This window comes from Janthinobacterium lividum (assembly GCF_011601275.1).
Classification (GTDB): Bacteria; Pseudomonadota; Gammaproteobacteria; order Burkholderiales; family Burkholderiaceae_D; genus Janthinobacterium; species Janthinobacterium lividum_E.
In genome coordinates, this window is the sequence record NZ_JAAOLY010000002.1 from 335,161 (window position 1) to 358,811 (window position 23,651).

Below are 23,651 nucleotides of genomic sequence, written 5' to 3' on the forward strand. Positions count from 1 at the left end.
TATTCCTTGCTGCCAGAAGGCCGCGCGCTGGCGCGCAGCACTCCATCAAAGAGGCATTGTGCACTGCAACACATCCATCCTTATGAAAAGTAAGTATTATTTAGTATTGATAAATTTTTCTTATGCAGGTGATGACCATGGATCTCAATCCCAAGCACACGGAAGCATTCCGCGCCGTCGTTGAAACGGGCAGCTTCGAACAGGCGGCGCTGCGGCTGCACCTGACGTCACCCGCCATTTCCCAGCGGGTGCGGGCGCTGGAAAGCCAGCTGGGCAATGCCCTGATCGTGCGCAGCCGCCCCGCGCGCGCCACGCGCATGGGCCAGCGCCTGATGCAGTATCTGAAACGGGCAAAGCTGCTGGAAGCGGATTTGCAGGCGGAACTGGCGGTGCAGCAAGATGCCCCGCTGACCCTGGTGCTGGCGCTGAACGCGGACTCGATGGGCACGTGGTTCTTCCCCGCCCTGTCCGAGGTGCTGATACGCGAGCGCGTACTGCTGGACCTGACCGTGGAAGACCAGGACCACACGTATACCTTGCTGGAAACGGGCATGGCGATCGGCTGCATCAGCACGGAGCCAAAACCCATGCGCGGCTGCACTGCCGAGCCGCTGGGCGTGATGCGCTACTGGCTGGTGGCCACGCCGGCGTTCCGCCAGCAGTGGTTCGCGCACGGCCTGACGCGCAAGGCGGCGCGCACGGCGCCCGTCGTCGCCTACACGCGCAAGGACACCCTGCAATCGTCGTTCCTGCAAGAGGCGCTGGGGCTGCCCGAAGGGGCCTACCCCTGCCATTACGTGCCGGGTGCCACCTCGCACTTCAACGCCATCCGCTATGGCCTCGGCTATGGCATGGTGCCCGAGCTGTTATTGAAAGCAAACACGGACGGCGAGCTGGTGGAAATGCTCACGCCCAAGACCCCGGCCGACGTGGCCCTGTACTGGCATACGTGGAAGGTGCAGTCGCCGCGCATGGAGCAGTTGTCGCGGCAAATCATCGCGGCGGCGCGCAGCATGCTGAAATAGCTATCGTTGCATGCCCCAGCGCTTCAGAGTCACGCGTTCCAGAGTGCGGAAGCCGATGTTTTCCACCAGCAAGCCGATGACGATGACGGCCGCCAGGCCGGCAAACACCTTGTCCGTGTAGAGCTCGTTGCGGTTCTGGAAGATGTACCAGCCCAAGCCGCCCTGCCCCGACGTCGTGCCGAACACCAGCTCGGCCGCGATCAGGGTGCGCCAGGCAAACGCCCAGCCGATCTTCAGACCCGAAACGATGGACGGCAGAGCGCCCGGCACGAGGATGTGCAGCACCAAACGCAAGCCGTTCAGCCCGTAATTGCGGCCCGCCATGCGCAGGGTCTCGGGCACGCCCTGGAAGCCCGCATACGTATTCAGGGCCAACGGCCACATGACGGAATGGACGATGACGAAGATCAGGCTGGCGCGCCCCAGGCCGAACCACAGCAAAGCCAGCGGCAGCAGGGCAATCGCCGGCAAGGGATTCAACATGGCCGTCAGGGTTTCCAGCACGTCGCGCCCGATACGGCTCGACACGGCAAGCAAGGTCAGCACGAAGGCGGCCAGCACGCCCACCGCATAACCTTGCAGCAAGACGACGAGGGACGCGGCCGTGCGCGTGAGCAATTCACCGCTGGCGATGCCGCCGATAAACGCCTGCGCCGTCTGTAGAAAACCGGGCAGCAATAAATCGTTCTGCGTCCAGCGCGCCGCGCCTTCCCACAACAGGGCCAGGCTGAGCAAAATCAGCACCTTGCGCCACAGCGCATGCTGGCTCACACGCTGCCAGCGCGACAGCGGCTGCTCGACGGTGACGCCGGCCGGCGGCGGCGCCGCATAGACGAATTCCTGGCGGATAGGCGGCTCCAGCAGCGCGCTCATACGGCCTCCCGCTGCGCGGTCACTGCTTGCGGGACGGGAGCGACTTCCCCATCGAACAGCAAGCCGTGGATGCGGCTGCTGGCGGCCTGGAATTCCGCACTGCCCGCGCTGTGCAAGCCGAACTGGTGACTGTTCAATTCAGCGCGCACCCGGCCCGGATGGGGCGACAGCAGCAGGATGCGGTTGCCCACGACCAAAGCCTCCTCGATCGAATGTGTGACGAACACAAGGGTAAAACGCAACTCTTCCCACAAGCGGCTCAGCTCTTCCTGCATCTTGCGCCGCGTCAAGGCGTCGAGGGCGGCGAACGGCTCGTCCATCAGCAGCACTTCCGGCTGCATGGCCAGGGCGCGGGCAATGGCCACCCTTTGCTTCATGCCGCCCGACAAGGTGTGCGGATGGGCGTCTTCAAAGCCGGCCAGGCCCACCTTGGCGATCCAGTGATGGGCGCGCTCGCGGGCCGCTACCTTGTCCAGCCGCTTGCTGGCCAGCAGGGGAAACATGACATTTTCCAGCACGGTCTTCCATGGCGGCAACTGATCGAATTCCTGGAACACGACGACACGGTCCGGCCCCGGCTTCGTGATGATCTTGTCCTGCATGGCGATGCTGCCCGCGCGCGGCGCGATGAAACCGGCCACGGCTTTCAACAATGACGACTTGCCGCAGCCCGATGGCCCCAGCAGCACGAAACGGTCGCCCCGGAACACGTCGAAACTGACGCCATGCGTGGCGCGCACGGTGCGCTGCTCCGTACGGTATTCCAGGCTGACATGTTTGACGCTGAGCAAGGGCTGCAAAGCAACCGGAGGACGGACCAGGTGGAAAGCGGGCGCGTTCATGTCAGCCTCCTTGCGTGATGGCAATATCGTCAAAGAAATAATCGCGCCAGCTGTCGGGCAAATTGCGGATGGCGCTCACGCGATGCAGGAATTGCGCCAGACCATAGGTGTTTTGCGGGGCAATCTTGAATTGCACTTGCGGATTGGCAAAGATTTTCAGCAGCAGATTGCGGTCCACTTTGCTCTTGTTGACCTTGATGTAGATGTCGGCCGCGCCTTGCGGGTTGCTGCTCGCATACTGCGCCGCTTCCGCCAAGGCGGCGATGAAGGCGCGATAGGTTTTCGGATTATCCTTGCGGTATTTTTCTGTCGCATACAGCAAGGTCGACGAGCTGGGCCCGCCCTGTACGTCATACGAGTTCAGGATGATATGGGCGTTCGGGTTTTGCGCCAGTTCCTGTTCCTGGAACGGCGAATTGCCAAAGTGGCCGCTGAGCTCCGTGCCGCCGGCGATGATGGCGGCGGCCGCATCCGGGTGCGGCAAGGTTTGCGTGATCTTGTCGAGGCGGGCGAATTCCTTGTCGCCCCACTGTTTCGCCACGGCCATTTGCAAGATGCGCGCCTGGACGGAAACGGAGACGGCGGGCAGGGCGATGCGGTCCTTGTCCGTCAAGTCCGTCAGGGTTTTCACCTTGGGATTATTGCTGATCAGGTAATAGGGGAAGTTGCCCAGCGAAGCCACGCCGCGCACGTTCTGCCGGCCTTTCGTGCGGTCCCAGATGGTCAGCAGCGGTCCCAGTCCAGCCCCGGCGATATCGATATTGCCCGACAACAAAGCATCGTTGATGGCCGGGCCGCCAGACAGGGTGATCCACTCGACCTTCACGTCGACGCCCTGCTGCTTGCCATGCTTTTCAATCAGCTTTTGTTCCTGCGCGATATTGAGCAAAAGAAAAGTGATGCCGTGCTGGCCCGCGATGCGGATCTGCCCTTCGGCCCGGGCCATGGACATGGCCATGCACAGCACGGCAATGGTGGCGAGCAGGCGGCGGGAAAAGGTCAAGATCGGCAACATGGACACTCCTTGGGTCAGGCTTACAGGAAAAAATCAGTACGGCGCATCGCCTTCGATGGTGGTGCGGTAGAGCTTGCGGCGCTGGTCGGGCGGGCAACCGGTGGCCAGATGCATCAGGGAACGGTTGTCCCAGAACACCAGGTCATGCGGTTGCCAACGGTGCACATACAGGTGCTCGGGACGTACGCTGTGGGCAAACAGTTCATCGAGCAGGGCGCGGCTTTCATCGTCGGGCAAGCCGACGATGCGCGTGGTGAAATGTTCGCTGACGAACAGGGCGCGGCGTCCCGTTTCCGGATGTACGCGTACGACGGGATGGGTGACGGGTTTGACTTCATCGATCTGCGCCTGCGTCAGGGTGGGACGCCATGGATTGCGGCGGCGCAATTCCTCATACTGGCTCAAATAGCTATGCTCGGCACGGGCGCCGCGCACGGCGTGGCGCAGCGCGGCCGGCAAGCTTTCCCAGGCCAGGTGCATGTTCGCGAACACGGTATCGCCGCCCTCATCCGGCAACTCTTGCGCATGCAGCATGGAGCCGAGGCTGGGCACCTCCTTGTAGGACAGGTCGGAATGCCAGAAATGACCGGCGTCACCGAGGCCGATGGGCTGGCCGTTTTCAACGATGTTCGAGATGATCAGCACTTCCGGTTGCGTGGGCAGCTGGAACTGGCGCAGCACGTGGATTTGCAGCGGACCGAAGCGGCGGCTGAAATCGACTTGCTGCTGCGGCGTGATGCGCTGGTCGCGGAACACCAGCACGTGATGGTCGAGATGGGCATGGTGCAGGCGCTGGAAATCGCCCTGCGACAACGGTTGCGCCAGGTCCAGCCCCAGCACTTGCGCGCCCAGCGGCGCATCGAAAGTCTCGATATGGAAATGGCTGGTGGACTGCACGGGTTTCAGGACGGCCGACATGGGGAGTTCGCCAAGAGTCTGGGGAAGTCCACTGTATGCCGGCCAGCCTTGCTTGCAAACGAAGCATTTACTATATGGATATGCGCGGCGCGTTGCGCCACTCGGCAACAGGCACTGTCACGCAATGGCACAGCAGCGCCGGCTTTGCCCGGGAATGGAGCCAGCACGCAACTTGCTTATCTACCAAGCTTCAATCGTTGATCAGGAAAGCCATGCCCACCTATGCCCTGCTGCTCGCCTTGCTGTTCCCTGCTTTCGTCCACGCGCAGGATAGCGAGAGTGAAAGTGATCTCAGCTACAAAGCCTACGTGCACAGCGACAAGCGCATCAAGTGTTTGTACGGCTATGCGGCCGACAAGACGGGCGACCATGCGGCCGCCGTCGCCATCTTTGAAGATTGCATCCGGCGCTGGAACGATGTGTATTCGATGATTTGGCTGGCCCAGTTGTATGAAACGGGCATCGGCGTGCCCAAGGACTTGCAACAGGCGACGGCGCTGATGCGGCGCGGTGCGCATACGAACGATGACGCGGCCTATGCGCGGCTCGCGCGCTACCACTATGGCGTGGCGCTGGCCGAAGGCCGGGGCACGCCGCAGGACATTCCCCAGGCCAGAAACTGGCTGCGCCAGGCGGCGCAGGAAGGCGTGCGGGAGGCGGCCGATTACCTGGGCCGCCTGGATAATGCGGCGCCGTAGGCACGGCGCCGGCATCGATTACGCGATTGCTTCGTAACGGGCCAGGCGCGTCGCCATGCGTGGCGCCAGCTCGTGGCCAGCCGTGACGGTCACTTCCAGGTCGTTCAGCAAGCCATCTTTCAAGCCATAAACCCAGCCGTGCACGCTGAGTTCCTGGCCCCGTTCCCACGCATCTTGCACGACGGTGGTCTGGCACACGTTCAAGACCTGCTCGACGACGTTCAGTTCGCACAGACGGTCGCCGCGCTGGCGGCTCGTCAGCACGTCGCCCAGGTAGCGTTCATGCTTCTGACCCACGTCCTGGACGTGGCGCAGCCAGTTGTCGACCAGGCCGATGCGCGTGCCCGTCATGGCCGCATGCACGCCCTTGCAGCCGTAATGGCCGACGATGATGATATGTTTGACTTTCAGCACGTCCACGGCAAATTGCAGGACGGACAGGCAGTTGAGGTCGGAATGCACGACCACATTGGCAATATTACGGTGCACAAACACGTCGCCAGGCGCCATGCCCAGCAATTCGTTGGCGGGCACGCGGCTGTCGGAACAGCCGATCCACAGGTATTCGGGCGACGTTTGCGCTTCCAGGTTCTTGAAGAAATTCGGGTCTTTCGCCACCATCGAGTCGGCCCAGCGGCGGTTACGCTGCAGCAGCTCCGCCAGGGCCGGGCCATTTTTCTGTTCGGTCATATCGCTCCCATTGTGTACGTACGACTGAATTGACGGCAGATCGCGCCCATAGGCTGGCGATGCGTGCACATTTCTCAGTCGTGATGAAAAAAACGCCGGGATGTTGAAGCATCCCGGCGCATGGTATTACGTGTGCTTATTCAAAAAAATCCTTGACCTTGTCTTTCCAGGTCTTGCTTTGCGGACTGTGCTTGGCACCGCCCTCGGTCGTCGACTTTTCAAAGTCGCGCAGCAGGTCTTTCTGTTTTTCCGTCAGTTTCACCGGCGTTTCGATGGCCACGTGGCAGAACAGGTCGCCCGCGTAACCGGAGCGCACGCCCTTGATGCCCTTGCCTTTGAGGCGGAAGGTCTTGCCCGACTGGGTGCCTTCCGGGATCGTGAACGACACTTTGCCGTTCAGGGTAGGCACTTCGATTTCGCCGCCCAAAGCTGCCTTGGTGAACGAGATCGGCATTTCGCAATGCAGGTCGTCGCCTTCGCGCTGGAATACGGCGTGCGGCTTGATGTGGATTTCCACATACAGGTCGCCCGACGGACCGCCATTCGTGCCCGGTTCGCCGTTGCCGGATGAACGGATACGCATGCCGTTGTCGATACCGACTGGAATTTTGACTTCCAGGGTCTTGTTGCGCTTGATGCGACCGGCGCCGCCGCATGGCGTGCACGGGTCGGTGATGACCTTGCCGCTGCCATGGCATTTCGGGCAGGTTTGCTGGATGCTGAAGAAACCTTGCTGCATGCGCACCTGGCCGTGGCCACCGCAGGTACCGCAGGTGGTTGGCGAAGTGCCCGGCTTGGCGCCGCTGCCGTGGCAGGTGTCGCACTTGTCCCAGCTCGGCACGCGGATAGTCGTGTCGAAGCCGTGAGCAGCTTGCTCCAGTGTAATTTCCAGGTTGTAGCGCAAGTCGGCGCCACGGTACACCTGTGGCCCCGCATTGCGGCTGCGTCCACCGCCACCGCCAAAGATGTCGCCGAAGATATCGCCGAAGCTGTCGGCAAAGCCGCCAGCGCCGCCGCCGAAGCCGCCACCGCCGCCCATGTTCGGGTCCACGCCAGCGTGACCATAACGGTCATACGCATCGCGCTTTTCCGGATTGGTCAGCATCTCGTAGGCTTCTTTGACTTCCTTAAACTTTTCTTCCGATTCCTTGCTATCCGGATTGCGGTCCGGATGGTATTTCATCGCCAGTTTACGGTAAGACTTTTTGATCTCTTCTTCCGAAGCATTTTTTGCGACACCGAGTGTCTCGTAAAAATCACGCTTTGCCATGTTGTCGGCACCTTGCAGTCTATCTACTGATGTAAAAATTACACGAAAAAGCCGAGTCGAGTGCTGCACTGGGCAACGACTCGGCTCGGCCGGTCTTCGCGGCTAATCCCGCGATGTAGCGTTCAGCCCGGCTGCCCCCAGTTCATGGGAGCGCAAGACAATTACTTGCTGTCTTTGACTTCTTTGAAGTCAGCGTCAACAACGTCGTCTTGCTTGGCGCCTGCATCCGATGCGCCAGCAGCTTGCTGTGCACCTTCCGCGCCGCCGGCAGCTTGCTGTGCTTGCATGTCGGCATACATTTTTTCGCCCAGTTTCTGCGATGCGCTCGACAGTGCTTCCACCTTGGCGTCGATCTCAGCCTTGTCGCCCGCCTTGATGCTTGCTTCCAGGTCGGTGATGGCCGCTTCGATCTTCTCTTTCTCGCCCGCATCCAGCTTGTCGCCGTATTCGGTCAAGGATTTCCGGGTCGAGTGTACCAGAGCATCGGCCTGGTTGCGCGACTCGGCCAATTCTTTGACCTTCTTGTCTTCTTCCGCGTTCAGCTCGGCATCCTTGACCATCTTCTGGATTTCAGCCTCGGTCAAGCCGGAATTGGCCTTGATCGTGATCTTGTTTTCCTTGCCGGTGGCCTTGTCTTTCGCGCCGACATGCAAGATGCCGTTGGCGTCGATGTCAAAGGTCACTTCGATCTGTGGCGTGCCACGCGATGCTGGCGGGATGCCTTCCAGATTGAATTCGCCCAGACCCTTGTTGCCGGCGGCGATTTCGCGCTCACCCTGGAAGACCTTGATGGTCACCGCAGGCTGGTTGTCGTCGGCCGTCGAGAACACTTGGCTGAACTTGGTCGGAATCGTCGTGTTTTTGTGGATCATCTTGGTCATCACGCCGCCCAGGGTTTCAATACCCAGGGACAGAGGAGTAACGTCCAACAACAACAAGTCCTTGCGTTCGCCCGACAGGACCGAACCTTGAATCGCTGCGCCCACGGCGACGGCTTCGTCCGGGTTCACGTCCTTGCGTGGATCCTTGCCAAAGAATTCCTTCACTTTTTCCTGCACCTTCGGCATACGCGTCATACCGCCGACCAGGATGATGTCATCGATGTCCGACACTTTCACGCCAGCATCTTTGATAGCGATGCGGCATGGTTCCATCGTGGCCGTGATCAGCTCTTCCACCAGCGATTCCAGCTTGGCGCGGGTCATCTTCAGGTTCAAGTGGACCGGTGCGCCGTTCGCCATGGCGATGTACGGCTCGTTGATTTCGGTTTGCTGCGACGACGACAATTCAATCTTCGCGCGCTCGGCCGAAGCCTTGATGCGCTGCAGGGCGATCGGATCTTTTTTCAGGTCGATGCCGTTGATCTTCTTGAACTCGTCGATGATGTAATCGATGACGCGCTGGTCGAAGTCTTCGCCGCCCAGGAAGGTGTCCCCGTTGGTCGACAGCACTTCAAATTGTTTCTCGCCATCAACATCCGCGATTTCGATGATCGACACGTCGAACGTACCGCCACCCAAGTCGTACACGGCGATTTTACGGTCGCCTTTTTCGGTCTTGTCCAGGCCGAACGCCAGCGCTGCCGCGGTTGGCTCGTTGATGATGCGCTTGACGTCCAGGCCAGCGATACGGCCGGCATCCTTGGTGGCTTGACGCTGCGAGTCGTTGAAGTACGCAGGCACGGTGATGACGGCTTCGGTGACTTCTTCACCGAGGTAGTCTTCTGCCGTTTTCTTCATCTTGCGCAGCACTTCAGCCGAAATTTGCGGCGGCGCCAGTTTTTTGTCGCGTACGCCGATCCATGCATCGCCGTTGTCGGCTTTCATGATCTGGTACGGCATCAGCGCGATGTCTTTTTGGACTTCTTTTTCGTCGAACTTGCGACCGATCAGACGCTTGACTGCGTACAGCGTGTTTTTCGGATTGGTCACGGCCTGGCGTTTCGCTGGCGCGCCGACGAGAATTTCGCCATCTTCTTGATAAGCAATAATCGACGGCGTCGTGCGTGCGCCTTCAGCGTTTTCGATTACCTTTGGTTGACCGTTTTCCATGATGGAAACGCAGGAATTCGTGGTTCCCAGATCGATACCGATAATTCTACCCATGATTTATTTCCTTTTATTTGCTAGATTTCAGATGGTTCTTATATGTGGCAAAGCGGCATGGTTTCAAGGCTTGCTTGATGCCGCCCTCTGATTATTTTGCTTGCGCGGTCGTTACAATGGCTGGACGCAGCAGGCGGTCCGCAATCATATAGCCCTTTTGCAGGACTGACACGATGGTATTGGCTTCCTGGTCCGCTGGCACCACGGCAACGGCCTGGTGTTTCATCGGATCGAGCTTTTCACCCTGCACTGGCAACACTTCCACCAGGCGGTTGCGCTCGAACGCAGCATTCAATTGCTTCAAGGTCATCTCGACGCCTTCTTTCAACGATTCGATGGTCGGTGCTTCCACCGTCAGCGCCGTTTCCAGGCTGTCTTTGACGGGCACCATGGCTTCGGCAAAGCTCTCGACTGCGAATTTGTGTGCTTTAGCAACATCTTCCTGTGCGCGGCGGCGGATATTTTCACCATCGGCCTTGGCGCGCATGAAGGCATCGTGCATCTCTGCAAGACGCGCTTCGGTACTCGCCAGCTGCTCTTCCAAAGTAGGCTCTGCGGGAGTCGATGGGGCAGTCGCCGTGGCGTCCGCTTGCGGATTAGGTACAGCTTGGTTTTCCTGATCTTGCATCTGAAAAGCTCCTACAATCAATGACTTAAATGAGTTAGTCTAACTATCTTTACAACACTAACGGGCAGATGGGGCTATATCCTATTGTTTCAAGGGGTATGCGTGGCAAAACCAGCATTACATCGGTCCATGTTACAGCCTATTACAAAGCGCTTCCCATTTCGGGCATTCATCCGTGCGCGCCCACCCTTGATTTTCCAGGCTTCCCGCGGCAAAGCGGGCATTCTACCAGCCCCGCCACGGCCATCGCCACTGGCGGTGTTGCTATTTGGAAAGTTACTTGGCCGCGCCAGACATGACAAAGCCGCGCAAGCGCGGCTTTACGATGGCAAAAAATGCAGGAATATCAGTTCGTCGCGCCCAGCGCCAGCGCCGCCGTGCGCGCCTGCTCGCCCGCTTTCTTGTCCACTTCGCGCTGCGCCGCCGTCTTCATCGTCGGCCAGCCAATCATGTGCTGTTCCGCAATTTCCGCCATGCCCGCGATCCAGGCTGGCGTTTCGTTCAGGCAAGCGATGTAATGAAACTGCTGGCCGCCGGCCGCCTCGAAATCATGCTTCGCTTCCATGGCGATCTCTTCCAGAGTTTCCAGGCAATCGCTGGTAAAACCCGGGCACAGCAAGTCGACCCGCTTGACACCTTGCTGGGCCAGCGCCACCAAGGTGGGCGCCGTGTACGGCTGCAGCCATTCGGCCTTGCCAAAACGAGACTGGAAGGTCACCACATATTGCTCTTTAGTTAATTTTAACTTTTCCGCCAGCAGGCGCGCGGTTTTCAGGCATTGGCAATGGTAGGGGTCGCCCAGCAGCAAGGTACGCTTGGGTACGCCATGAAAACTCATCACCAGTTTTTCCGGACGGCCATGCGCTTCCCAGTGGTTCAGCACGGAATCGCGCAAGGCGTCGATATACGTGTCGTGCTCGTGATATTGCTTGATAAAACGCAATTCCGGTACATTGCGCACGGTGGCGTAATGGGCAAACACGGCGTCGTAGATGGAACCGGTCGTCGTGCCCGAGTATTGGGGATAGGCCGGCAGGATGGCGATGCGCTCGCAGCCTTCGCTTTTCAGCTGGGCCAGTACTTCCGGCAAGGAAGGCGAACCGTAGCGCATGGCCATCGCCACCGTCACGCCGTCATGGCCCCGCTCGGCCAGGGCGCCGGCCAGCAACTTGGCCTGCTTTTGCGTATGCACTTTCAGGGGCGAACCTTCGCGCGTCCAGATCGACGCGTATTTCTTAGCCGACTGGCCGGAGCGGAATGGCAAGATGATCAGGTTCAGGATGAACCACCAGACGATGCGGGGAATTTCCACCACGCGCGGGTCCGACAAAAATTGCTTCAGGTAACGCCGCACGGCTGACGACGTCGGTGCATCGGGCGTGCCCAGGTTGACCAGCACCACGGCGCTGCGGTCGATGCTGCCATGCGTGTACGGCGGTTCTGTTTGAAATGACATGAGACTCTTCGAAATCGTTGGATAGGATAGCCAGTTATTATAGTTGTATTAACTGCTGGGGTCAGACCCTCAATGCCGCTAACGCCAAGCTCGATGCCAACGCAACCGGGGGTCTGACCCCGGATTTACGGCCTGCCCCAGCCATGAATCAAATCGCGAGCAGTTCACGCGCATGCTTGCGCGTGGTGGCCGTGATTTCCAGGCCGCCCAGCATGCGCGCCACTTCTTCCACCCTGGCCTTGGCGTCGAGCATGTCGATGCGCGAGGCCGTCTTGCCATTGTCCAGGGTGCTTTTTGCCACCTGAAAATGCTGATTGGCCTGGCTGGCTACTTGCGGCAAGTGGGTCACGCACAGCACTTGCCGTCCCTGCCCCAGGCGTTTCAGCAGACGCCCGACGACTTCGGCGACGGCACCGCCGATGCCGCTGTCGACCTCGTCGAAGATCAGGGTCGGCGTGGTGGTGGCGTGCGAGGTGATGACGGAAATGGCCAGCGCGATGCGCGCCAGTTCGCCGCCGGACGCGACTTTCGCCAGGGAGCGTGGGGCCGTGCCCGCGTGGCCGGCGACGAGAAACTCTACTTGTTCAAGGCCGTGGGCAGCCGGCTCGCACGGGTGCAGGGCGATTTCAAAGCTGCCGCCCGTCATGCTCAGTTCCTGCATGGCGCGCGTGACGGCTTGCCCCAGTTCCAGGGCGGCGGCGCGGCGCGTGGCGGACAGGCGCTCGGCCACGGCGCGGTACTCAGCCTCGATCTTCGCTTCCTGGCGCAGCAAGCCTTCGATGTCGGAAGCGTCGGCCAGGTGCTGCAGCTTTTCCGACAGCTTCGCGTGTTCCTCGGGCAACTCTTCCGGCGTGACGCGGAACTTGCGGGCCGTGCCGTGCATGGCTTCCATGCGCGCGTCGAGCTGGTGCAGGCGCTCCGGGTCCAGTTCCACCCGGTCCAGGTAATTGTTCAGCGCGTACACGGATTCCTGCAGCTGGATGCGCGACGATTCGATCAGGTCGACGATCGGCTGCAATTCCGCATCGACGGAGACAAGTTTGCCCAGCTTCTGGTTCAGGGCCGACAGTTGCGACACGATCGGATGGTCTTCCGACTCGGAAATGAGGGACAAGGCTTCCTGCGCCCCTTCAAGCAGGCTGGCCGCGTGCGACAAGCGACTGTGCTCGTTCGTGATCTCCGTCCACTCGCCGGGCTTGGCAGCCAGTTTTTCCAGTTCACCCACTTGCCATTCCAGGCGCTCACGTTCGTACAGCACGTTGGCGGCGTTGGTTTCGAATTCTTCGCGCTGGCGCACGAGGGCGCGCCAGCGCTTGTGCAGGGCCGCCACTTGCCGCGCATCCTGTTCCGCGCCCGCTTCGCGCGCCGTCGCCTGGCCGTCGAGCAAGGCGCGCTGCGCTTCGCTTTTCAGCAAGGACTGGTGTGCATGCTGGCCGTGGATGTCGACCAGCATGTCACCGAGTTCGCGCAACTGCGCGGCCGTGGCGGGGATGCCGTTGATATACGCCTTCGAGCGGCCCGCATTGTCGATCACGCGGCGCAGCAGAGCGCCGCCATCGTCGTTGGCGAATTCATGCGCCACCAGCCACGCTTGCGCCACCTCGCTGACGGAAAAGTCGGCCGTGATGTCAGCCTTGGCCGCGCCTTCGCGCACGACGCTGGCGTCGCCGCGCCCGCCCAGCGCCAGGGTCAGCGCATCGATGAGGATGGACTTGCCGGCGCCCGTCTCGCCCGTCAGCACGCTGAAGCCGGCGGAAAATTCCAGTTCAATGGTATCGACAATGACAAAATCGCGAATGGACAGTGTATGGAGCATGGCTTCTGTGGTTGGGCGGCGCACCGCGGGTTGAGGTGGAGAAAAATTTAGCTGAGCTTGCCCTCGCCCGACGGGTACTCATTCCAGTGCAATTTTTCACGCAGGGTGTTGTAGTAACTCCACCCTTCCGGATGCAGGAAGGTAATCGTGTGCGGCGAACGGCGGATGAGGATGCGGTCTTGCTGCACCAGGCTGGCAAAGGTCTGCATGTCAAAATTGACGCTGATATCGCGCCCGCGCACGATTTCCACGACGATCTGGCTGGAATCGGGCAAGACAATGGGGCGGTTCGACAGCGCATGCGGGGCGATCGGCACGAGCACGATGCCGCCCAGGGTCGGGTGCAACAGGGGGCCGCCGGCCGACAGCGAGTACGCGGTTGAGCCCGTCGGCGTGGAAATGATCAAGCCATCCGAACGCTGGTTGTACATGAAGTGGCCATCGACCTCGACGCGCAATTCGGCCATGCCGGCGCCGGCGCCGCGCGAGACGACGACATCGTTGACGGCCATGCCTACGTGAATCGACTCGCCGTCGCGCAGCACGCTGCCTTCAAGCAAGGTGCGGCGTTCGGCCTTGAAACGGCCGCCGAGAATTTGCGCCAGCACGGGCAGCATGCGCTCGAGCGGGATATCGGTCATGAAACCCAATCGTCCTTGGTTGATACCGATCAAGGGTACGTCGAATGGCGCCAGCTGGCGTGCAATACCCAGCATGGTGCCATCGCCGCCCATGACGATGGCGCAATCGGCGGCGGCGCCGATCTCGGCCGGCGACATGGCGCGCACGCCGGGAAACGCCAGGTTCAGGTGCGCGGCCGTCTCCGCCTCGAAGACCACCGTGTGGCCCAGCACTTGCAGGAAATCGACGATGCTTTTCACGGGTTCGGCAATGCCATCCGTATTCTGGCGCACGACGAGGGCGATGGTCTTGGCGCCCAGGTTGAAGCGCTCGCCCGGGGCTGGCAAGGTCGCGGCTGGCTGTTCGGCGCGCTGTTCGGCGTGTGTATCGACGGGCATAAGAGTCTCGGTAGTGAATTCGGTGGCAAGCCGCCCCTGGCTGTCGCGTCGCACGCCGGCATCGCATGATACTGTATATATGCACAGTATAGTGCGGCTGCCGTGTGCCCGCAAGGGGCGTTCTTGGTGTTGCACGCAGTGTAGCGCAGAAAAAGAATCGTCCATGCGTGCGCCAGCGCTCCCTGCATGGACAAATCCGCTTGCAGAGGGCTTGCCGCGGCAGGACACTGGTTTCACGTCACTTTTACTGTCAGGAGGCCATATGGTTACCCAGCATAGCGAACGCAAGATCAATACCGATGAAAAGGTCAAGAATGACGGCGTCGACCGTCTGCCGCACGAGCGCGATGAATCGCCCGATGCGCAAAACGTGCGCCCGCGCAAAATCATGGAACAGGCGGCCAGCGACCTGGAGCAGGGCCTGGTCGATACGGACCGCCGCGCCCAGCCCGGCGTGGAAAAGGTCAAGCCCGCCACGCCGCAGCAAGCGCGTCCCGACCCACAGCTGGAACCAAAGAAAGCGCGCTGAATCGAACTGTCAGGCACCGCTATTTTTCCGGAGTACGCCATGCACCGTTACGTCTGTTCATTCCTGCTGGCCGCGGCCTGCGGCGCACCCATCGCCCACGCCCAGGCGCCCGCCATGCCCGTGGGCTTCGGCCCGCAACCCGCCCTGCCCGCGCCGGACAAGCAACTGATTCCCACCGTCAACGTGGCCCCGGTACAGCGCTGGTCGACCACGCAGCGCCCCGTGGTCGCGGCCGGCCTGGCCATCCGTTCGTATGCGCGCGACCTCGACCATCCGCGCTGGCTATACGTGCTGCCGAATGGCGACGTGCTGGTGGCGGAAACAAATGCGCCGCCGAAGCCCGACGATAACAAGGGCATCAAGGGCGCCATCATGCAGATGCAGATGAAAAAAGCGGGCGCCGCCACACCCAGCGCCAACCGCATCACCCTGCTGCGCGGCATCGATAGCAACGGCATGGCGCAAACGCGCAGCGTGTTCCTGCAAGGCCTGAATTCGCCATTTGGCATGGCCCTGGTCGGCAACGAGCTGTATGTCGCCAATGCCGATGCGCTGCTGCGTTTTCCCTACAAGGAAGGCCAGACGGCCATCACGGCGCCCGGTGTCAAGGTGATGGATTTGCCGGGCGGGCCCATCAATCACCACTGGACCAAGAACGTCATCGCCAGCACCGACGGCAAGTTTTTATATGTTACCGTCGGCTCGAACAGCAACGTGGGAGAGAATGGCCTGTCGGCTGAAGATGGCCGCGCCGCCATCTGGCAGTTCACGCGCGCCACGGGCAAGGCACGCGTGTATGCGACGGGTTTGCGCAACCCTGTCGGTCTGGCCTGGCAACCCCACAGCGGGGCACTCTGGACGGCCGTCAATGAGCGCGACGAGCTGGGCAACGACCTGGTGCCCGACTACATGACCTCCGTCAAGGACGGCGCCTTCTATGGCTGGCCCTACAGTTACTTCGGCCAGCACGTCGATGCGCGGGTCAAGCCGCCGCGCCCCGAGCTGGTGGCCACCGCCATCGCGCCCGACTACGCGCTGGGTGCGCACACGGCCTCGCTGGGCCTGGCGTTTTATGACGGCACATTGCTGCCCGAACGCTACCGGGGCGGCGCCTTCGTCGGCCAACACGGCTCCTGGAACCGCAAGCCCTACAGCGGCTATAAAGTCATTTACGTGCCCTTCGCCAATGGCGTGCCCAGCGGGCTGCCACAGGACGTCGTCAGCGGCTTCCTCGACAGCAATGGCAAGGCGCAGGGACGCCCCGTCGGCGTGGCCGTCGACAAGGCGGGCGCGCTGCTGGTGGCGGACGACGTAGGCAATGTCATCTGGCGCGTGACGCCGGCGCCGTGAGCGGCCACACCCGCGCCGCGCATGCGCCCCCTGTGTGGCGCAACGAACGGAAGGGCAAAGGAGGCTCGCGCATGATGGACGTTCGAACCACGCAAGGAGTACATCATGAAAAAAACAGGATCAGCCGTCTGGAGTGGCGGCCTTAAAGATGGCAAAGGGTTTATTTCCACCCAGAGCGGCGCGCTCGACAATGTGGCATACGGCTTCAACACACGCTTCGAAGACGGTCCCGGCAGCAATCCGGAAGAACTGATCGGCGCCGCCCATGCGGCCTGCTTCACCATGGCCCTGTCCGGCCAGTTGGGCGAGGCAGGCCTGCGCGCCACGGCCCTGAAAACCACGGCCGACGTCAGCCTGGAAAAAATCGATGGCAGCTATGCCATCACGGCCGTGCACCTGACCCTGGTGGCGACCATTCCCGGCGCCACCGACGAAGCGTTCCAGGACGCGGCCCTGCGCGCCAAGCTCGGTTGCCCCGTATCGAAGTTGCTGGCCACGGAAATCACCCTGGACGCCCATCTGGAGTAATGCCGGCCTGCCGTCCGCTGCTGTTCCATCACCGGCCGGCAGGGGCGGTCTCGGCACGAAAGCCGTAAAACGCATAAAATCCTGCCATTCCCCTATCATCATCAAGGATTTACGATGCGTATTTTGCACACCATGTTACGGGTCGGCGACCTGCAGCGCTCCATCGATTTTTACACCAAGGTCCTGGGCATGAAATTGCTGCGCACCAGCGACAATCCGGAATACCAGTACACGCTGGCCTTCGTCGGCTACGGATCGAATCCCGACCACGCGGAACTGGAACTGACGTATAACTATGGCACCACCAGTTACGAGCTGGGCACGGCGTATGGCCACATCGCCATCTCGGCCGACGATATCGTCGCCGCTTGCGACGCGGCACGCGCGAATGGCGGCAACGTCACGCGCGAACCGGGTCCCGTGAAAGGCGGCAATACCGTCATCGCCTTCATCACCGACCCGGACGGCTACAAGATCGAATTGATCGAACGCAAGTTCGACGGCCAGGGCGGCGGCTTGTAGTGGCTCAGTCTGGCTCGGCGGCCTGTGCAATGGCCGCGCGCAGCCAGGCGATGCCCGCATCGCCGTCCGTGCGGCGGTGGCGTATCGTTTCAAACGCAAACGGCGCGATGGCAAATGGCGCAGCGTACAGCGCCAGCCCCTGCGCAGCACTTCCCTGCAAGGCACGCTGCGCCACCGTCAGGATCAAGTCCGTCCCCCTCACGACCTCCGGTGCAACCGTCCAGTACGGCACACGCACGGCGATGCGGCGTGTCTGTCCCAGCTGGGCCAGGGCCGCGTCGACTTCGGCCGCCATGCCGCCCTCGCTAGACGCCACCAGCACGTGCGGGCGCGCCAGATAAGTGTCCAGATTCCATGTTGCGCCGTCCGCCAAGCTGGCCGGATCGAGCGCGCACACGAAGGTTTCCTCGAACAGGGTTTCTCGATGTAACTGCTCGGGCAGTTGCGGGAACACGCCCAGCGCCAGGTCGATCTCGCCATCCTGCACGCCAGCGATCACAGCTGATCGGCTCGCATAGCTGATGGCAAGGTCGATGCCGAGCGCTTCTACGCACAAACGGCGCAACAAACGCGGCAAGATCAGCGCCGCGCCGTAATCCGACATGGCCAGGCGAAACACGCGCTGCGCCGTGGCCGCCTCGAAGACGGCGCCGCCGAGCACGGAACGCACACTTTGCAGGGCTTCGGCCAGCGGCCGCGCCAGCTCCAAAGCGCGCGCCGTCGGCTGAAAGCCGCCCTTGCCACGCAGCAGCAGCGGGTCGCCGAGCAGATGGCGCAGGCGGGCCAGCGCATGGCTGACGGCAGGCTGGCTCATGTGCAAGCGCTCGGCCGCGCGCGACAAGTGGCGCTCGCTGAGCAGCGCTTCCAGGATCACCAGCAAGTTCAAATCGACGGCCCGCAGATTATTCATTTGGTGCATATTTTAATGACAAACTACGAATTTGATTTAATGATAACAGCATAATACGATGACTCCATCAACTCAACGTAATGGAGTCGCACATGCATGGATGGATTACCGTATTTGCCCCGCTGGCCATGCTGGCCGGCGCCGTCGTCCCGTTCCAGGCCGGCGCGAATGCCGCGCTGGGCCGCAACTTGGGCCACCCGCTGTGGGCCACCCTCGCCTCGCTGGCCGTCAGCGCCGTGCTCGCGTCGCTGGTGATGCTGGTCTGGCGGGTACCGGCGCCCGATGTCAGCCTCGCCATGCGGGGACCGGGCTGGTCCGGGCTTGGTGGCGCGGCCGGCGTGTTTTATATTACGGCCGCGCTGATGCTGGCGCCGCGCATGGGTTCCGGCCCCTTCATGGCGGCCGTCATCGGCGGACAGATGCTGGCCGCGCTGGCCATCGACCGCTACGGCTTGCTAGGTTTTGCCGTCAAGCATATTTCTCCGCTGCACTGGGCCGGTGCGGGGCTGGTGGTGGCCGGTGTCGTGCTGACCCAATTCGCCAACAGCCGCGCCGTGTGAAACAGTTCAGGACGAAAAAAAACCAGCGCCGTCGCCGATGCTGGTTTTCATTTGAATCCCGAGACAAATATTACTTGTCGAGCAAGGCGTTCACAGGCATCAAGTCCGTTTCCTTCAAAGTACCGGCGGCCGCCTTCAGGCGCAAGCCGTTCATGATGGTGTCGTAGCGGGCTTTCGACAGGTCTTTTTGCGTCGAGAACAATTGTTTCTGCGCATTCAAGACGTCGATATTGATGCGCACGCCCACTTGATAGCCGAGCTGGTTCGACTCCAGTGCCGATTTGCTCGACACTTCCGCCGCTTCCAGCGCCTTGACTTGCGCCAGGCCGCTGTTGACGCCCAGGAAAGCCTGGCGCGCGCCTTGCGATGCCGCGCGGCGTGCCGATTCCAGGTCGTTGCGGGCCTTGTTTTCCAGCGCGATCGATTCGCGCACCTTGCTGGTGACGGCAAAGCCGCTGAAGATCGGGATGCTCCACTGCACGCCGATGGCGTTGTTGTTGGAGCTGCCGCTGCCGCCGCCCGTCGTGTAGGTATGGCCCGCGTTGGCGATCAGGTCCAGGGTCGGATAGTGGCCGGCCCGGTTGCGGCCGATGTCGCGCTTGGCCGATTCCACGTTGAACTGGGCCGTGACGACGCCGAAGTTCTGCTCTTCCGCCGAGCTCACCCATGGTTCGACGGCGGCCGGTTCCGGCGCGCTGATGACCACGCCCGTGCGCATCGGCGCCAGCGACGTTGGTGCCTCGCCAATGATGGTTTGCAGGGCGCTGCGCTTGTTGGCCAGGTCATTGATGGCGGCAAATTCCTGCGCCACCACCAAGTCGTACGCCGCTTGCGCTTCGTGCGTATCGGTAATCGTTTGCGTGCCGACTTCGAAATTGCGCTTGGCCGATGCCAGCTGTTCCGTCGTCGCCACTTTTTGCGCCTGCGTGGCACCCAGGTTATCCTGCGCACTCAGCACGTCGAAATACGCCTGCGCCACGCGCGTGATCAGGTCTTGCTGCACCTGTGCAAATTGCGCTTCCGCAATCGCCTGCGCCAGCTTGCTTTGCTGATAGGTTTCCCAGCGATCCCAGCGGAACAGCGGCTGCGCCAGAGTCAGGTTGTAAGTGTTCGTGTGCACCTTGACCGTCGGCATGGAAATCGTGCTGGTGATCGGCTCGATACTGTTGCGCGTATTGCTGCCCGACGCGGACACTTGCGGCAGCAAGCCTGCCAGCCCCTGCGGAACCCGCTCCATCCCGGCCGACAGGGCCGCGCGCGCGCTGGCATACTGCGCGTCATTGGCCAGCGCCTGCTGGTACACCTGGATGAGATCGGCCGCCTGCGCTTGCAGCGAGCATGTCATCGAGACAAAGGCGCTGGTCATCAGCACGGCGATAAGGGGTTTCCGCATTGCATTTCTCCGTTGGAGTCGTCAAAAGTTGATGGAATCAAAAATCTGCTACCGCTTGCCTTGCGCCCGCCGGATGAGCGGGGTACAGGCCTCCTCAGGCATGCAGGAAAACATGCCTGGGTGCATCTACTGCAAAATAACTTAGTATTTAGGCATTGCGCTGTCGACTTGCAGCGCCCAGGCATGCACGCCGCCCGTCAAATTACTGATCTTGCCAAAACCATTGCGCTCCAGGAAGGCCGCCACTTGCATGCTGCGCATGCCGTGATGGCAGATGCAGACGATCTCGGCGTCTTCATCGAGGTCATCGATGCGGGCAGGAATCGAGTTCATCTGCATCAGGGTGGCACCGTCGAGGTGGCACAGGTCGAACTCCCACTGTTCCCGCACGTCCAGCAGGAACGGACGCGGTCGGGAAGGGTCAGCCAGCCAGGCGGCCAGCTGCGGTGCACTCAAATGCTCCATCGAATCGGTCGCCTCAGAACTGGAAATGCGACGGTGCCACGGCTTGCAGCGGCGTGACATTGGTTTCAAACAGCTTGCGCGTGTCGTAAGCCTTGTCCGAGCTGCGCGTGATCAGGTGCGCCGACATGATTGGCGCTTCGCCGATGATGGCCAGGATGCGGCCGCCGACTTTTACTTGTTGCAACAGTGCTTCCGGCAACACGGCCAGGGCGCCGGACACAACGATCACGTCGTACGGTGCACCCTTGCTCCAACCTTGGGCGCCGTCGCCCAGTTCCACGGTGACGTTCGTCACGCCATTGGCGGCCAGGTTCTGCTCAGCCAGGGTTTTCAATTGGGGAACGATTTCCACGCTCGTCACATGGCGCGCCTTGTGCGCCAGCAACGCGGCCATGTAGCCGCTGCCGGTACCGATTTCCAGCACATTTTCATGCTTCTTGACGGCTACGTCTTGCAAAATGCGCGCTTCCAGCTTCGGCGTCAACATGCATTCGCCGCCGCCCAGTGGAATTTCGGTATCGACGAAGGCCAGGTTTTTATAGGCAGCCGGCACGAAATCTTCACGCTTGACCACGTTCAACAGCTCCAGCACGTCGATATCCAGTACGTCCCACGGACGGATCTGCTGTTCGATCATATTGAAGCGGGCTTGTTCGATATTCATCTTTGGACTCGGTAAGTGAAGTAATAATCCGCCATTTTATCGTTGAACTGGCTGAAAGCACATGTTAACCATAAAGGCGGGGAATGGAGGAAATTTGCGACGATCTGCAGATTTGGGGGGGCGAACCTTGGAAAAGGGGCAACTGAACGGTAGTAGCGGGCACGGCGGGTCAGCTTTTCCCGGGCGTCTCCGCCTGCAGGCTGCGCAAACTCATGTCGATAAACGCATCCATGTAGGCGATCGGATCGATATTCTTGACTTCGCACGGCAGGAAGGAATGCGTCCACATCATGAGCATGGTGACGGGCGCGCTGAGGATGGTGCTGACCAGCACGGGATCGACCTGGCGGAATTCGCCGCGCTGCATGCCCCGTTCCAGCAGACTGACGATCAGCCCATTGCCGCGCGTGACGACTTCTTCGTTGTAAAACTGCGCCAGTTCCGGGAAATTGTTCGCTTCGGCCAGCATCAGCTTGGTCAAACCGGCCAGCTTGGTGGCGCCGAATTCTTCCCACCACTGCATCATCACTTTGCGCAACAACTCGGCACTGCTGCTGTCCGATGCGGCCATGCTGTCTTCCGCCTCGCCGATCGATTGCACGATATTGTCGCGCACCACGGCCTTGAACAGCTCCTGTTTATTCTCGAAATACAGGTACAAGGTGCCTTTCGACACGCCAGCCCGCTTGGCCACATCCTCCAGGCGCGTCGATGCAAAGCCCCGTTCGACAAACAGGTCGAGTGCGGCGGCGAGCAATTCCTGCGGGCGGGCATCCTTGCGCCGCTCCCAGCGGGGCTTGGTATCAATCGGGGCTTGCATGTATGTTTCCAAGTAACTTACTTTTGAGTCATTAATAGTAGCCCTGTCTACGGGCAAGGTCAAGCGCGAGCGACGTGGACCACCGCCCCGTATGCTGAACACGGGTATTGTACGCTCCGTGCCGGCGTTGGCGACACCTGCTCTGGCGCCTGACCTGTGGCGCCGGGTGAACCAGAATGCGTTTCAGCCCCCGTTTTGCGCAGTTCATCGCATTGGCGTTCAGCAAAGACAGGCGCTTTGCTATCTTGACATCGACAGCACGGCAGCCGCGGCGCGGCAGCCGGCTTATTTCTTGTCCCGAACTAAAACAATCATAAAGGAAACACCATGCGTACCTTGCTGGCCCTGTGCTGCGCCCTTGCCCTCGGCGGTTGCGCCATCGTCATCAACCCCAACGATGGCGAAGTGCGCCATGCTGATTCGGCCGGCAATGCCATCCAGGGCAACGAACAAGTGAGCCGCGACGTGCGCCAGGTCGGCAACATCAACACGCTCGACATCGACAGCATGAAGCGCATCGACATCAAGATTGACGTGCGCGTGGGGCCGGCGACATCGCTGGTGATCGAAGCGGACAGCAATCTGCAGCCGCGTATCCATAGCGAAGTGAGCGGCAATACCCTGCGCATCTGGAGCGACACGAACATTCGCAGCAGCAACGGCATCCACGTCATCTACACGACACCGCAATTGAAGAAGGTCAATGTGTCCGGCGCTGGCCGCCTGGTGGCCAGCGGTTTCAATGGCGACGATTTCAGCCTGGAGCAGCGCGGTTCGATGAAGAGCGAATTGTCGGGCACGGTGGGACGCCTCGACGTGGCCAACAATGGCTCGGGCAGCATCAACGCGGCGACCCTAGCCAGCGGCAACACGGACGCGGTGCAGAACGGTTCGGGCAATATCCAGCTGGGCAGCGTGCGCGGCGAACGCATCAACGTGGCCGTCAACGGCTCGGGCAGCATCAGCGCCAGCGGCGCCGTGCAGCGCCTCGACGCCAACGTGAACGGCTCGGGCGACATCAACCTGGCCGCCCTGCGCAGCGACGTCGCGTATCTGGCGAGCAATGGTTCGGGCGACATCGACGTCACCGTCCAGAATGAAGTCAATGCCCGCGCCAGCGGTTCAGGCCGCATCACCGTGCATGGCGATCCGGCCCGCCGCACCCTGTCGGGCAAGCGCGTCAGCGTCGTGCACTGACCGCGCACCTGCGATGTACGGGAGCCGGCTTGCTATACTGTCGGCTCCTCACCCGCCCGTTTGAAATCCCATGTCACCCTCTGCCCCCCTGGCATGCCGTCCATCGTGCGGCGCCTGCTGCACCGCCCCCTCCATCACCAGCCCGATTCCTGGCATGCAGGATGGAAAACCCGCGGGCGTGCGCTGCGTGCAGCTGGCTGACGACAACCGTTGCAAGATCTTCGGCCGGCCAGAGCGGCCCGCGTTTTGCGGCGGCTTGCAGCCCTCCGAGGACATGTGCGGCGCCAGCCGCGAACATGCCATCCGCTGGCTCGACGACCTGGAGCAGGCAACGGCGCCGCAGACTTGAGGCGCCGCC

General features: G+C 61.3%; 25 protein-coding genes. 9 read left to right on the plus strand and 16 right to left on the minus strand.

Annotation, left to right across the window (positions count from 1 at the left end; genetic code table 11):
• Nucleotides 1–131 precede the first annotated feature (131 nt).
• Complete coding sequence (locus tag GYK42_RS04280; protein WP_034747696.1) at nucleotides 132–1,025, plus strand: HTH-type transcriptional regulator ArgP; 894 nt, start codon at nucleotides 132–134, stop codon at nucleotides 1,023–1,025.
• Here GYK42_RS04280 and GYK42_RS04285 read toward each other — a convergent pair whose 3' ends face one another.
• The 4 genes from GYK42_RS04285 to GYK42_RS04300 are packed head-to-tail and all read right to left on the minus strand — an operon-like array spanning nucleotide 1,026 to nucleotide 4,673.
• Complete coding sequence (locus GYK42_RS04285; RefSeq protein ID WP_166446466.1) at nucleotides 1,026–1,898, minus strand: ABC transporter permease; 873 nt, start codon at nucleotides 1,896–1,898, stop codon at nucleotides 1,026–1,028.
• On the minus strand, nucleotides 1,895–2,740 hold the full coding sequence (locus tag GYK42_RS04290) for an ABC transporter ATP-binding protein (RefSeq protein WP_166446467.1): 846 nt from the start codon (nucleotides 2,738–2,740) through the stop codon (nucleotides 1,895–1,897). The genes GYK42_RS04285 and GYK42_RS04290 overlap by 4 nt, the downstream gene beginning before the upstream one ends.
• A gap of 1 nt (nucleotide 2,741) precedes the next feature.
• Entirely contained in the window at nucleotides 2,742–3,755 is a 1,014-nt protein-coding gene (locus GYK42_RS04295; protein ID WP_166446468.1) for an ABC transporter substrate-binding protein, read from the minus strand.
• Between the two features lie 33 nt (nucleotides 3,756–3,788).
• On the minus strand, nucleotides 3,789–4,673 hold the full coding sequence (locus GYK42_RS04300) for a TauD/TfdA dioxygenase family protein (protein ID WP_166446469.1): 885 nt from the start codon (nucleotides 4,671–4,673) through the stop codon (nucleotides 3,789–3,791).
• A 212-nt stretch (nucleotides 4,674–4,885) separates the two neighbouring features.
• On the opposite strand from GYK42_RS04300, the gene GYK42_RS04305 reads away from it, so the two are divergent.
• On the plus strand, nucleotides 4,886–5,371 hold the full coding sequence (locus tag GYK42_RS04305) for a tetratricopeptide repeat protein (RefSeq protein WP_166446470.1): 486 nt from the start codon (nucleotides 4,886–4,888) through the stop codon (nucleotides 5,369–5,371).
• A gap of 18 nt (nucleotides 5,372–5,389) precedes the next feature.
• On the opposite strand, the gene can is transcribed toward GYK42_RS04305, so the two are convergent.
• The 7 genes from can to GYK42_RS04340 all read right to left on the minus strand — a co-directional run bounded on the left by can (nucleotide 5,390) and on the right by GYK42_RS04340 (nucleotide 14,355).
• Nucleotides 5,390–6,061 carry a carbonate dehydratase gene (can, locus tag GYK42_RS04310; protein ID WP_034788731.1) on the minus strand — a complete coding sequence of 224 codons (672 nt, stop codon included), beginning with the start codon at nucleotides 6,059–6,061 and terminating at the stop codon, nucleotides 5,390–5,392.
• Between the two features lie 136 nt (nucleotides 6,062–6,197).
• Entirely contained in the window at nucleotides 6,198–7,331 is a 1,134-nt protein-coding gene (dnaJ, locus tag GYK42_RS04315) for a molecular chaperone DnaJ (protein WP_034745985.1), read from the minus strand.
• Nucleotides 7,332–7,492: 161 nt separating this feature from the next.
• Complete coding sequence (gene dnaK, locus GYK42_RS04320) at nucleotides 7,493–9,436, minus strand: molecular chaperone DnaK (protein ID WP_034745982.1); 1,944 nt, start codon at nucleotides 9,434–9,436, stop codon at nucleotides 7,493–7,495.
• 91 nt (nucleotides 9,437–9,527) lie between these two features.
• Nucleotides 9,528–10,064: a nucleotide exchange factor GrpE gene (grpE, locus tag GYK42_RS04325; RefSeq protein WP_166446471.1), complete on the minus strand. Its 537-nt coding sequence runs from the start codon at nucleotides 10,062–10,064 to the stop codon at nucleotides 9,528–9,530.
• 346 nt (nucleotides 10,065–10,410) lie between these two features.
• On the minus strand, nucleotides 10,411–11,520 hold the full coding sequence (gene hemH / locus GYK42_RS04330) for a ferrochelatase (RefSeq protein WP_166446472.1): 1,110 nt from the start codon (nucleotides 11,518–11,520) through the stop codon (nucleotides 10,411–10,413).
• A gap of 148 nt (nucleotides 11,521–11,668) precedes the next feature.
• Entirely contained in the window at nucleotides 11,669–13,336 is a 1,668-nt protein-coding gene (gene recN, locus GYK42_RS04335) for a DNA repair protein RecN (protein WP_166446473.1), read from the minus strand.
• A gap of 47 nt (nucleotides 13,337–13,383) precedes the next feature.
• On the minus strand, nucleotides 13,384–14,355 hold the full coding sequence (locus GYK42_RS04340; RefSeq protein WP_225242741.1) for an NAD kinase: 972 nt from the start codon (nucleotides 14,353–14,355) through the stop codon (nucleotides 13,384–13,386).
• Between the two features lie 262 nt (nucleotides 14,356–14,617).
• Here GYK42_RS04340 and GYK42_RS04345 point away from each other — a divergent pair, with 262 nt between their 5' ends.
• From GYK42_RS04345 to gloA, 4 genes are all read left to right on the plus strand, one after another.
• Complete coding sequence (locus tag GYK42_RS04345; protein WP_166446474.1) at nucleotides 14,618–14,884, plus strand: hypothetical protein; 267 nt, start codon at nucleotides 14,618–14,620, stop codon at nucleotides 14,882–14,884.
• A 39-nt stretch (nucleotides 14,885–14,923) separates the two neighbouring features.
• On the plus strand, nucleotides 14,924–16,234 hold the full coding sequence (locus GYK42_RS04350) for a PQQ-dependent sugar dehydrogenase (RefSeq protein ID WP_166446475.1): 1,311 nt from the start codon (nucleotides 14,924–14,926) through the stop codon (nucleotides 16,232–16,234).
• 105 nt (nucleotides 16,235–16,339) lie between these two features.
• A complete protein-coding gene (locus tag GYK42_RS04355) occupies nucleotides 16,340–16,762 on the plus strand; it encodes an OsmC family protein (protein WP_035828320.1) in 423 nt (140 codons plus the stop codon).
• A 114-nt stretch (nucleotides 16,763–16,876) separates the two neighbouring features.
• On the plus strand, nucleotides 16,877–17,284 hold the full coding sequence (gloA, locus tag GYK42_RS04360; protein ID WP_010401713.1) for a lactoylglutathione lyase: 408 nt from the start codon (nucleotides 16,877–16,879) through the stop codon (nucleotides 17,282–17,284).
• Nucleotides 17,285–17,288: 4 nt separating this feature from the next.
• Here the strand turns inward: gloA and GYK42_RS04365 are convergent, their stop codons facing one another.
• Complete coding sequence (locus GYK42_RS04365) at nucleotides 17,289–18,194, minus strand: LysR substrate-binding domain-containing protein (RefSeq protein WP_166446476.1); 906 nt, start codon at nucleotides 18,192–18,194, stop codon at nucleotides 17,289–17,291.
• 92 nt (nucleotides 18,195–18,286) lie between these two features.
• On the opposite strand from GYK42_RS04365, the gene GYK42_RS04370 reads away from it, so the two are divergent.
• Nucleotides 18,287–18,754 carry a DMT family transporter gene (locus tag GYK42_RS04370; protein WP_205711268.1) on the plus strand — a complete coding sequence of 156 codons (468 nt, stop codon included), beginning with the start codon at nucleotides 18,287–18,289 and terminating at the stop codon, nucleotides 18,752–18,754.
• A 70-nt stretch (nucleotides 18,755–18,824) separates the two neighbouring features.
• On the opposite strand, the gene GYK42_RS04375 is transcribed toward GYK42_RS04370, so the two are convergent.
• The 4 genes from GYK42_RS04375 to GYK42_RS04390 all read right to left on the minus strand — a co-directional run bounded on the left by GYK42_RS04375 (nucleotide 18,825) and on the right by GYK42_RS04390 (nucleotide 22,096).
• Complete coding sequence (locus GYK42_RS04375) at nucleotides 18,825–20,147, minus strand: TolC family outer membrane protein (protein ID WP_166446478.1); 1,323 nt, start codon at nucleotides 20,145–20,147, stop codon at nucleotides 18,825–18,827.
• 141 nt (nucleotides 20,148–20,288) lie between these two features.
• Complete coding sequence (locus GYK42_RS04380) at nucleotides 20,289–20,612, minus strand: rhodanese-like domain-containing protein (protein ID WP_034788759.1); 324 nt, start codon at nucleotides 20,610–20,612, stop codon at nucleotides 20,289–20,291.
• A 13-nt stretch (nucleotides 20,613–20,625) separates the two neighbouring features.
• The gene (locus GYK42_RS04385) at nucleotides 20,626–21,276 is read right to left on the minus strand and encodes a protein-L-isoaspartate O-methyltransferase family protein (RefSeq protein ID WP_046684434.1); all 651 of its coding nucleotides are present in this window, start codon (nucleotides 21,274–21,276) and stop codon (nucleotides 20,626–20,628) included.
• A 169-nt stretch (nucleotides 21,277–21,445) separates the two neighbouring features.
• On the minus strand, nucleotides 21,446–22,096 hold the full coding sequence (locus GYK42_RS04390; protein WP_046684435.1) for a TetR/AcrR family transcriptional regulator: 651 nt from the start codon (nucleotides 22,094–22,096) through the stop codon (nucleotides 21,446–21,448).
• Between the two features lie 327 nt (nucleotides 22,097–22,423).
• On the opposite strand from GYK42_RS04390, the gene GYK42_RS04395 reads away from it, so the two are divergent.
• Nucleotides 22,424–23,293 carry a head GIN domain-containing protein gene (locus GYK42_RS04395; protein ID WP_166446479.1) on the plus strand — a complete coding sequence of 290 codons (870 nt, stop codon included), beginning with the start codon at nucleotides 22,424–22,426 and terminating at the stop codon, nucleotides 23,291–23,293.
• Between the two features lie 70 nt (nucleotides 23,294–23,363).
• Nucleotides 23,364–23,642: a YkgJ family cysteine cluster protein gene (locus tag GYK42_RS04400; protein ID WP_166446480.1), complete on the plus strand. Its 279-nt coding sequence runs from the start codon at nucleotides 23,364–23,366 to the stop codon at nucleotides 23,640–23,642.
• The last annotated feature ends 9 nt before the right edge of the window (nucleotides 23,643–23,651 follow it).

What these genes read in the sequence shown, in the direction of transcription:
- GYK42_RS04280 (WP_034747696.1), top strand. Translation starts at nt 132, where the DNA reads ATGACCATGGATCTCAATCCCAAGCACACGGAAGCATTCCGCGCCGTC.
- GYK42_RS04285 (WP_166446466.1), bottom strand. Translation starts at nt 1,898, where the DNA reads ATGAGCGCGCTGCTGGAGCCGCCTATCCGCCAGGAATTCGTCTATGCG.
- GYK42_RS04290 (WP_166446467.1), bottom strand. Translation starts at nt 2,740, where the DNA reads ATGAACGCGCCCGCTTTCCACCTGGTCCGTCCTCCGGTTGCTTTGCAG.
- GYK42_RS04295 (WP_166446468.1), bottom strand. Translation starts at nt 3,755, where the DNA reads ATGTTGCCGATCTTGACCTTTTCCCGCCGCCTGCTCGCCACCATTGCC.
- GYK42_RS04300 (WP_166446469.1), bottom strand. Translation starts at nt 4,673, where the DNA reads ATGTCGGCCGTCCTGAAACCCGTGCAGTCCACCAGCCATTTCCATATC.
- GYK42_RS04305 (WP_166446470.1), top strand. Translation starts at nt 4,886, where the DNA reads ATGCCCACCTATGCCCTGCTGCTCGCCTTGCTGTTCCCTGCTTTCGTC.
- can (WP_034788731.1), bottom strand. Translation starts at nt 6,061, where the DNA reads ATGACCGAACAGAAAAATGGCCCGGCCCTGGCGGAGCTGCTGCAGCGT.
- dnaJ (WP_034745985.1), bottom strand. Translation starts at nt 7,331, where the DNA reads ATGGCAAAGCGTGATTTTTACGAGACACTCGGTGTCGCAAAAAATGCT.
- dnaK (WP_034745982.1), bottom strand. Translation starts at nt 9,436, where the DNA reads ATGGGTAGAATTATCGGTATCGATCTGGGAACCACGAATTCCTGCGTT.
- grpE (WP_166446471.1), bottom strand. Translation starts at nt 10,064, where the DNA reads ATGCAAGATCAGGAAAACCAAGCTGTACCTAATCCGCAAGCGGACGCC.
- hemH (WP_166446472.1), bottom strand. Translation starts at nt 11,520, where the DNA reads ATGTCATTTCAAACAGAACCGCCGTACACGCATGGCAGCATCGACCGC.
- recN (WP_166446473.1), bottom strand. Translation starts at nt 13,336, where the DNA reads ATGCTCCATACACTGTCCATTCGCGATTTTGTCATTGTCGATACCATT.
- GYK42_RS04340 (WP_225242741.1), bottom strand. Translation starts at nt 14,355, where the DNA reads ATGCCCGTCGATACACACGCCGAACAGCGCGCCGAACAGCCAGCCGCG.
- GYK42_RS04345 (WP_166446474.1), top strand. Translation starts at nt 14,618, where the DNA reads ATGGTTACCCAGCATAGCGAACGCAAGATCAATACCGATGAAAAGGTC.
- GYK42_RS04350 (WP_166446475.1), top strand. Translation starts at nt 14,924, where the DNA reads ATGCACCGTTACGTCTGTTCATTCCTGCTGGCCGCGGCCTGCGGCGCA.
- GYK42_RS04355 (WP_035828320.1), top strand. Translation starts at nt 16,340, where the DNA reads ATGAAAAAAACAGGATCAGCCGTCTGGAGTGGCGGCCTTAAAGATGGC.
- gloA (WP_010401713.1), top strand. Translation starts at nt 16,877, where the DNA reads ATGCGTATTTTGCACACCATGTTACGGGTCGGCGACCTGCAGCGCTCC.
- GYK42_RS04365 (WP_166446476.1), bottom strand. Translation starts at nt 18,194, where the DNA reads ATGAATAATCTGCGGGCCGTCGATTTGAACTTGCTGGTGATCCTGGAA.
- GYK42_RS04370 (WP_205711268.1), top strand. Translation starts at nt 18,287, where the DNA reads ATGCATGGATGGATTACCGTATTTGCCCCGCTGGCCATGCTGGCCGGC.
- GYK42_RS04375 (WP_166446478.1), bottom strand. Translation starts at nt 20,147, where the DNA reads ATGCGGAAACCCCTTATCGCCGTGCTGATGACCAGCGCCTTTGTCTCG.
- GYK42_RS04380 (WP_034788759.1), bottom strand. Translation starts at nt 20,612, where the DNA reads ATGGAGCATTTGAGTGCACCGCAGCTGGCCGCCTGGCTGGCTGACCCT.
- GYK42_RS04385 (WP_046684434.1), bottom strand. Translation starts at nt 21,276, where the DNA reads ATGAATATCGAACAAGCCCGCTTCAATATGATCGAACAGCAGATCCGT.
- GYK42_RS04390 (WP_046684435.1), bottom strand. Translation starts at nt 22,096, where the DNA reads ATGCAAGCCCCGATTGATACCAAGCCCCGCTGGGAGCGGCGCAAGGAT.
- GYK42_RS04395 (WP_166446479.1), top strand. Translation starts at nt 22,424, where the DNA reads ATGCGTACCTTGCTGGCCCTGTGCTGCGCCCTTGCCCTCGGCGGTTGC.
- GYK42_RS04400 (WP_166446480.1), top strand. Translation starts at nt 23,364, where the DNA reads ATGTCACCCTCTGCCCCCCTGGCATGCCGTCCATCGTGCGGCGCCTGC.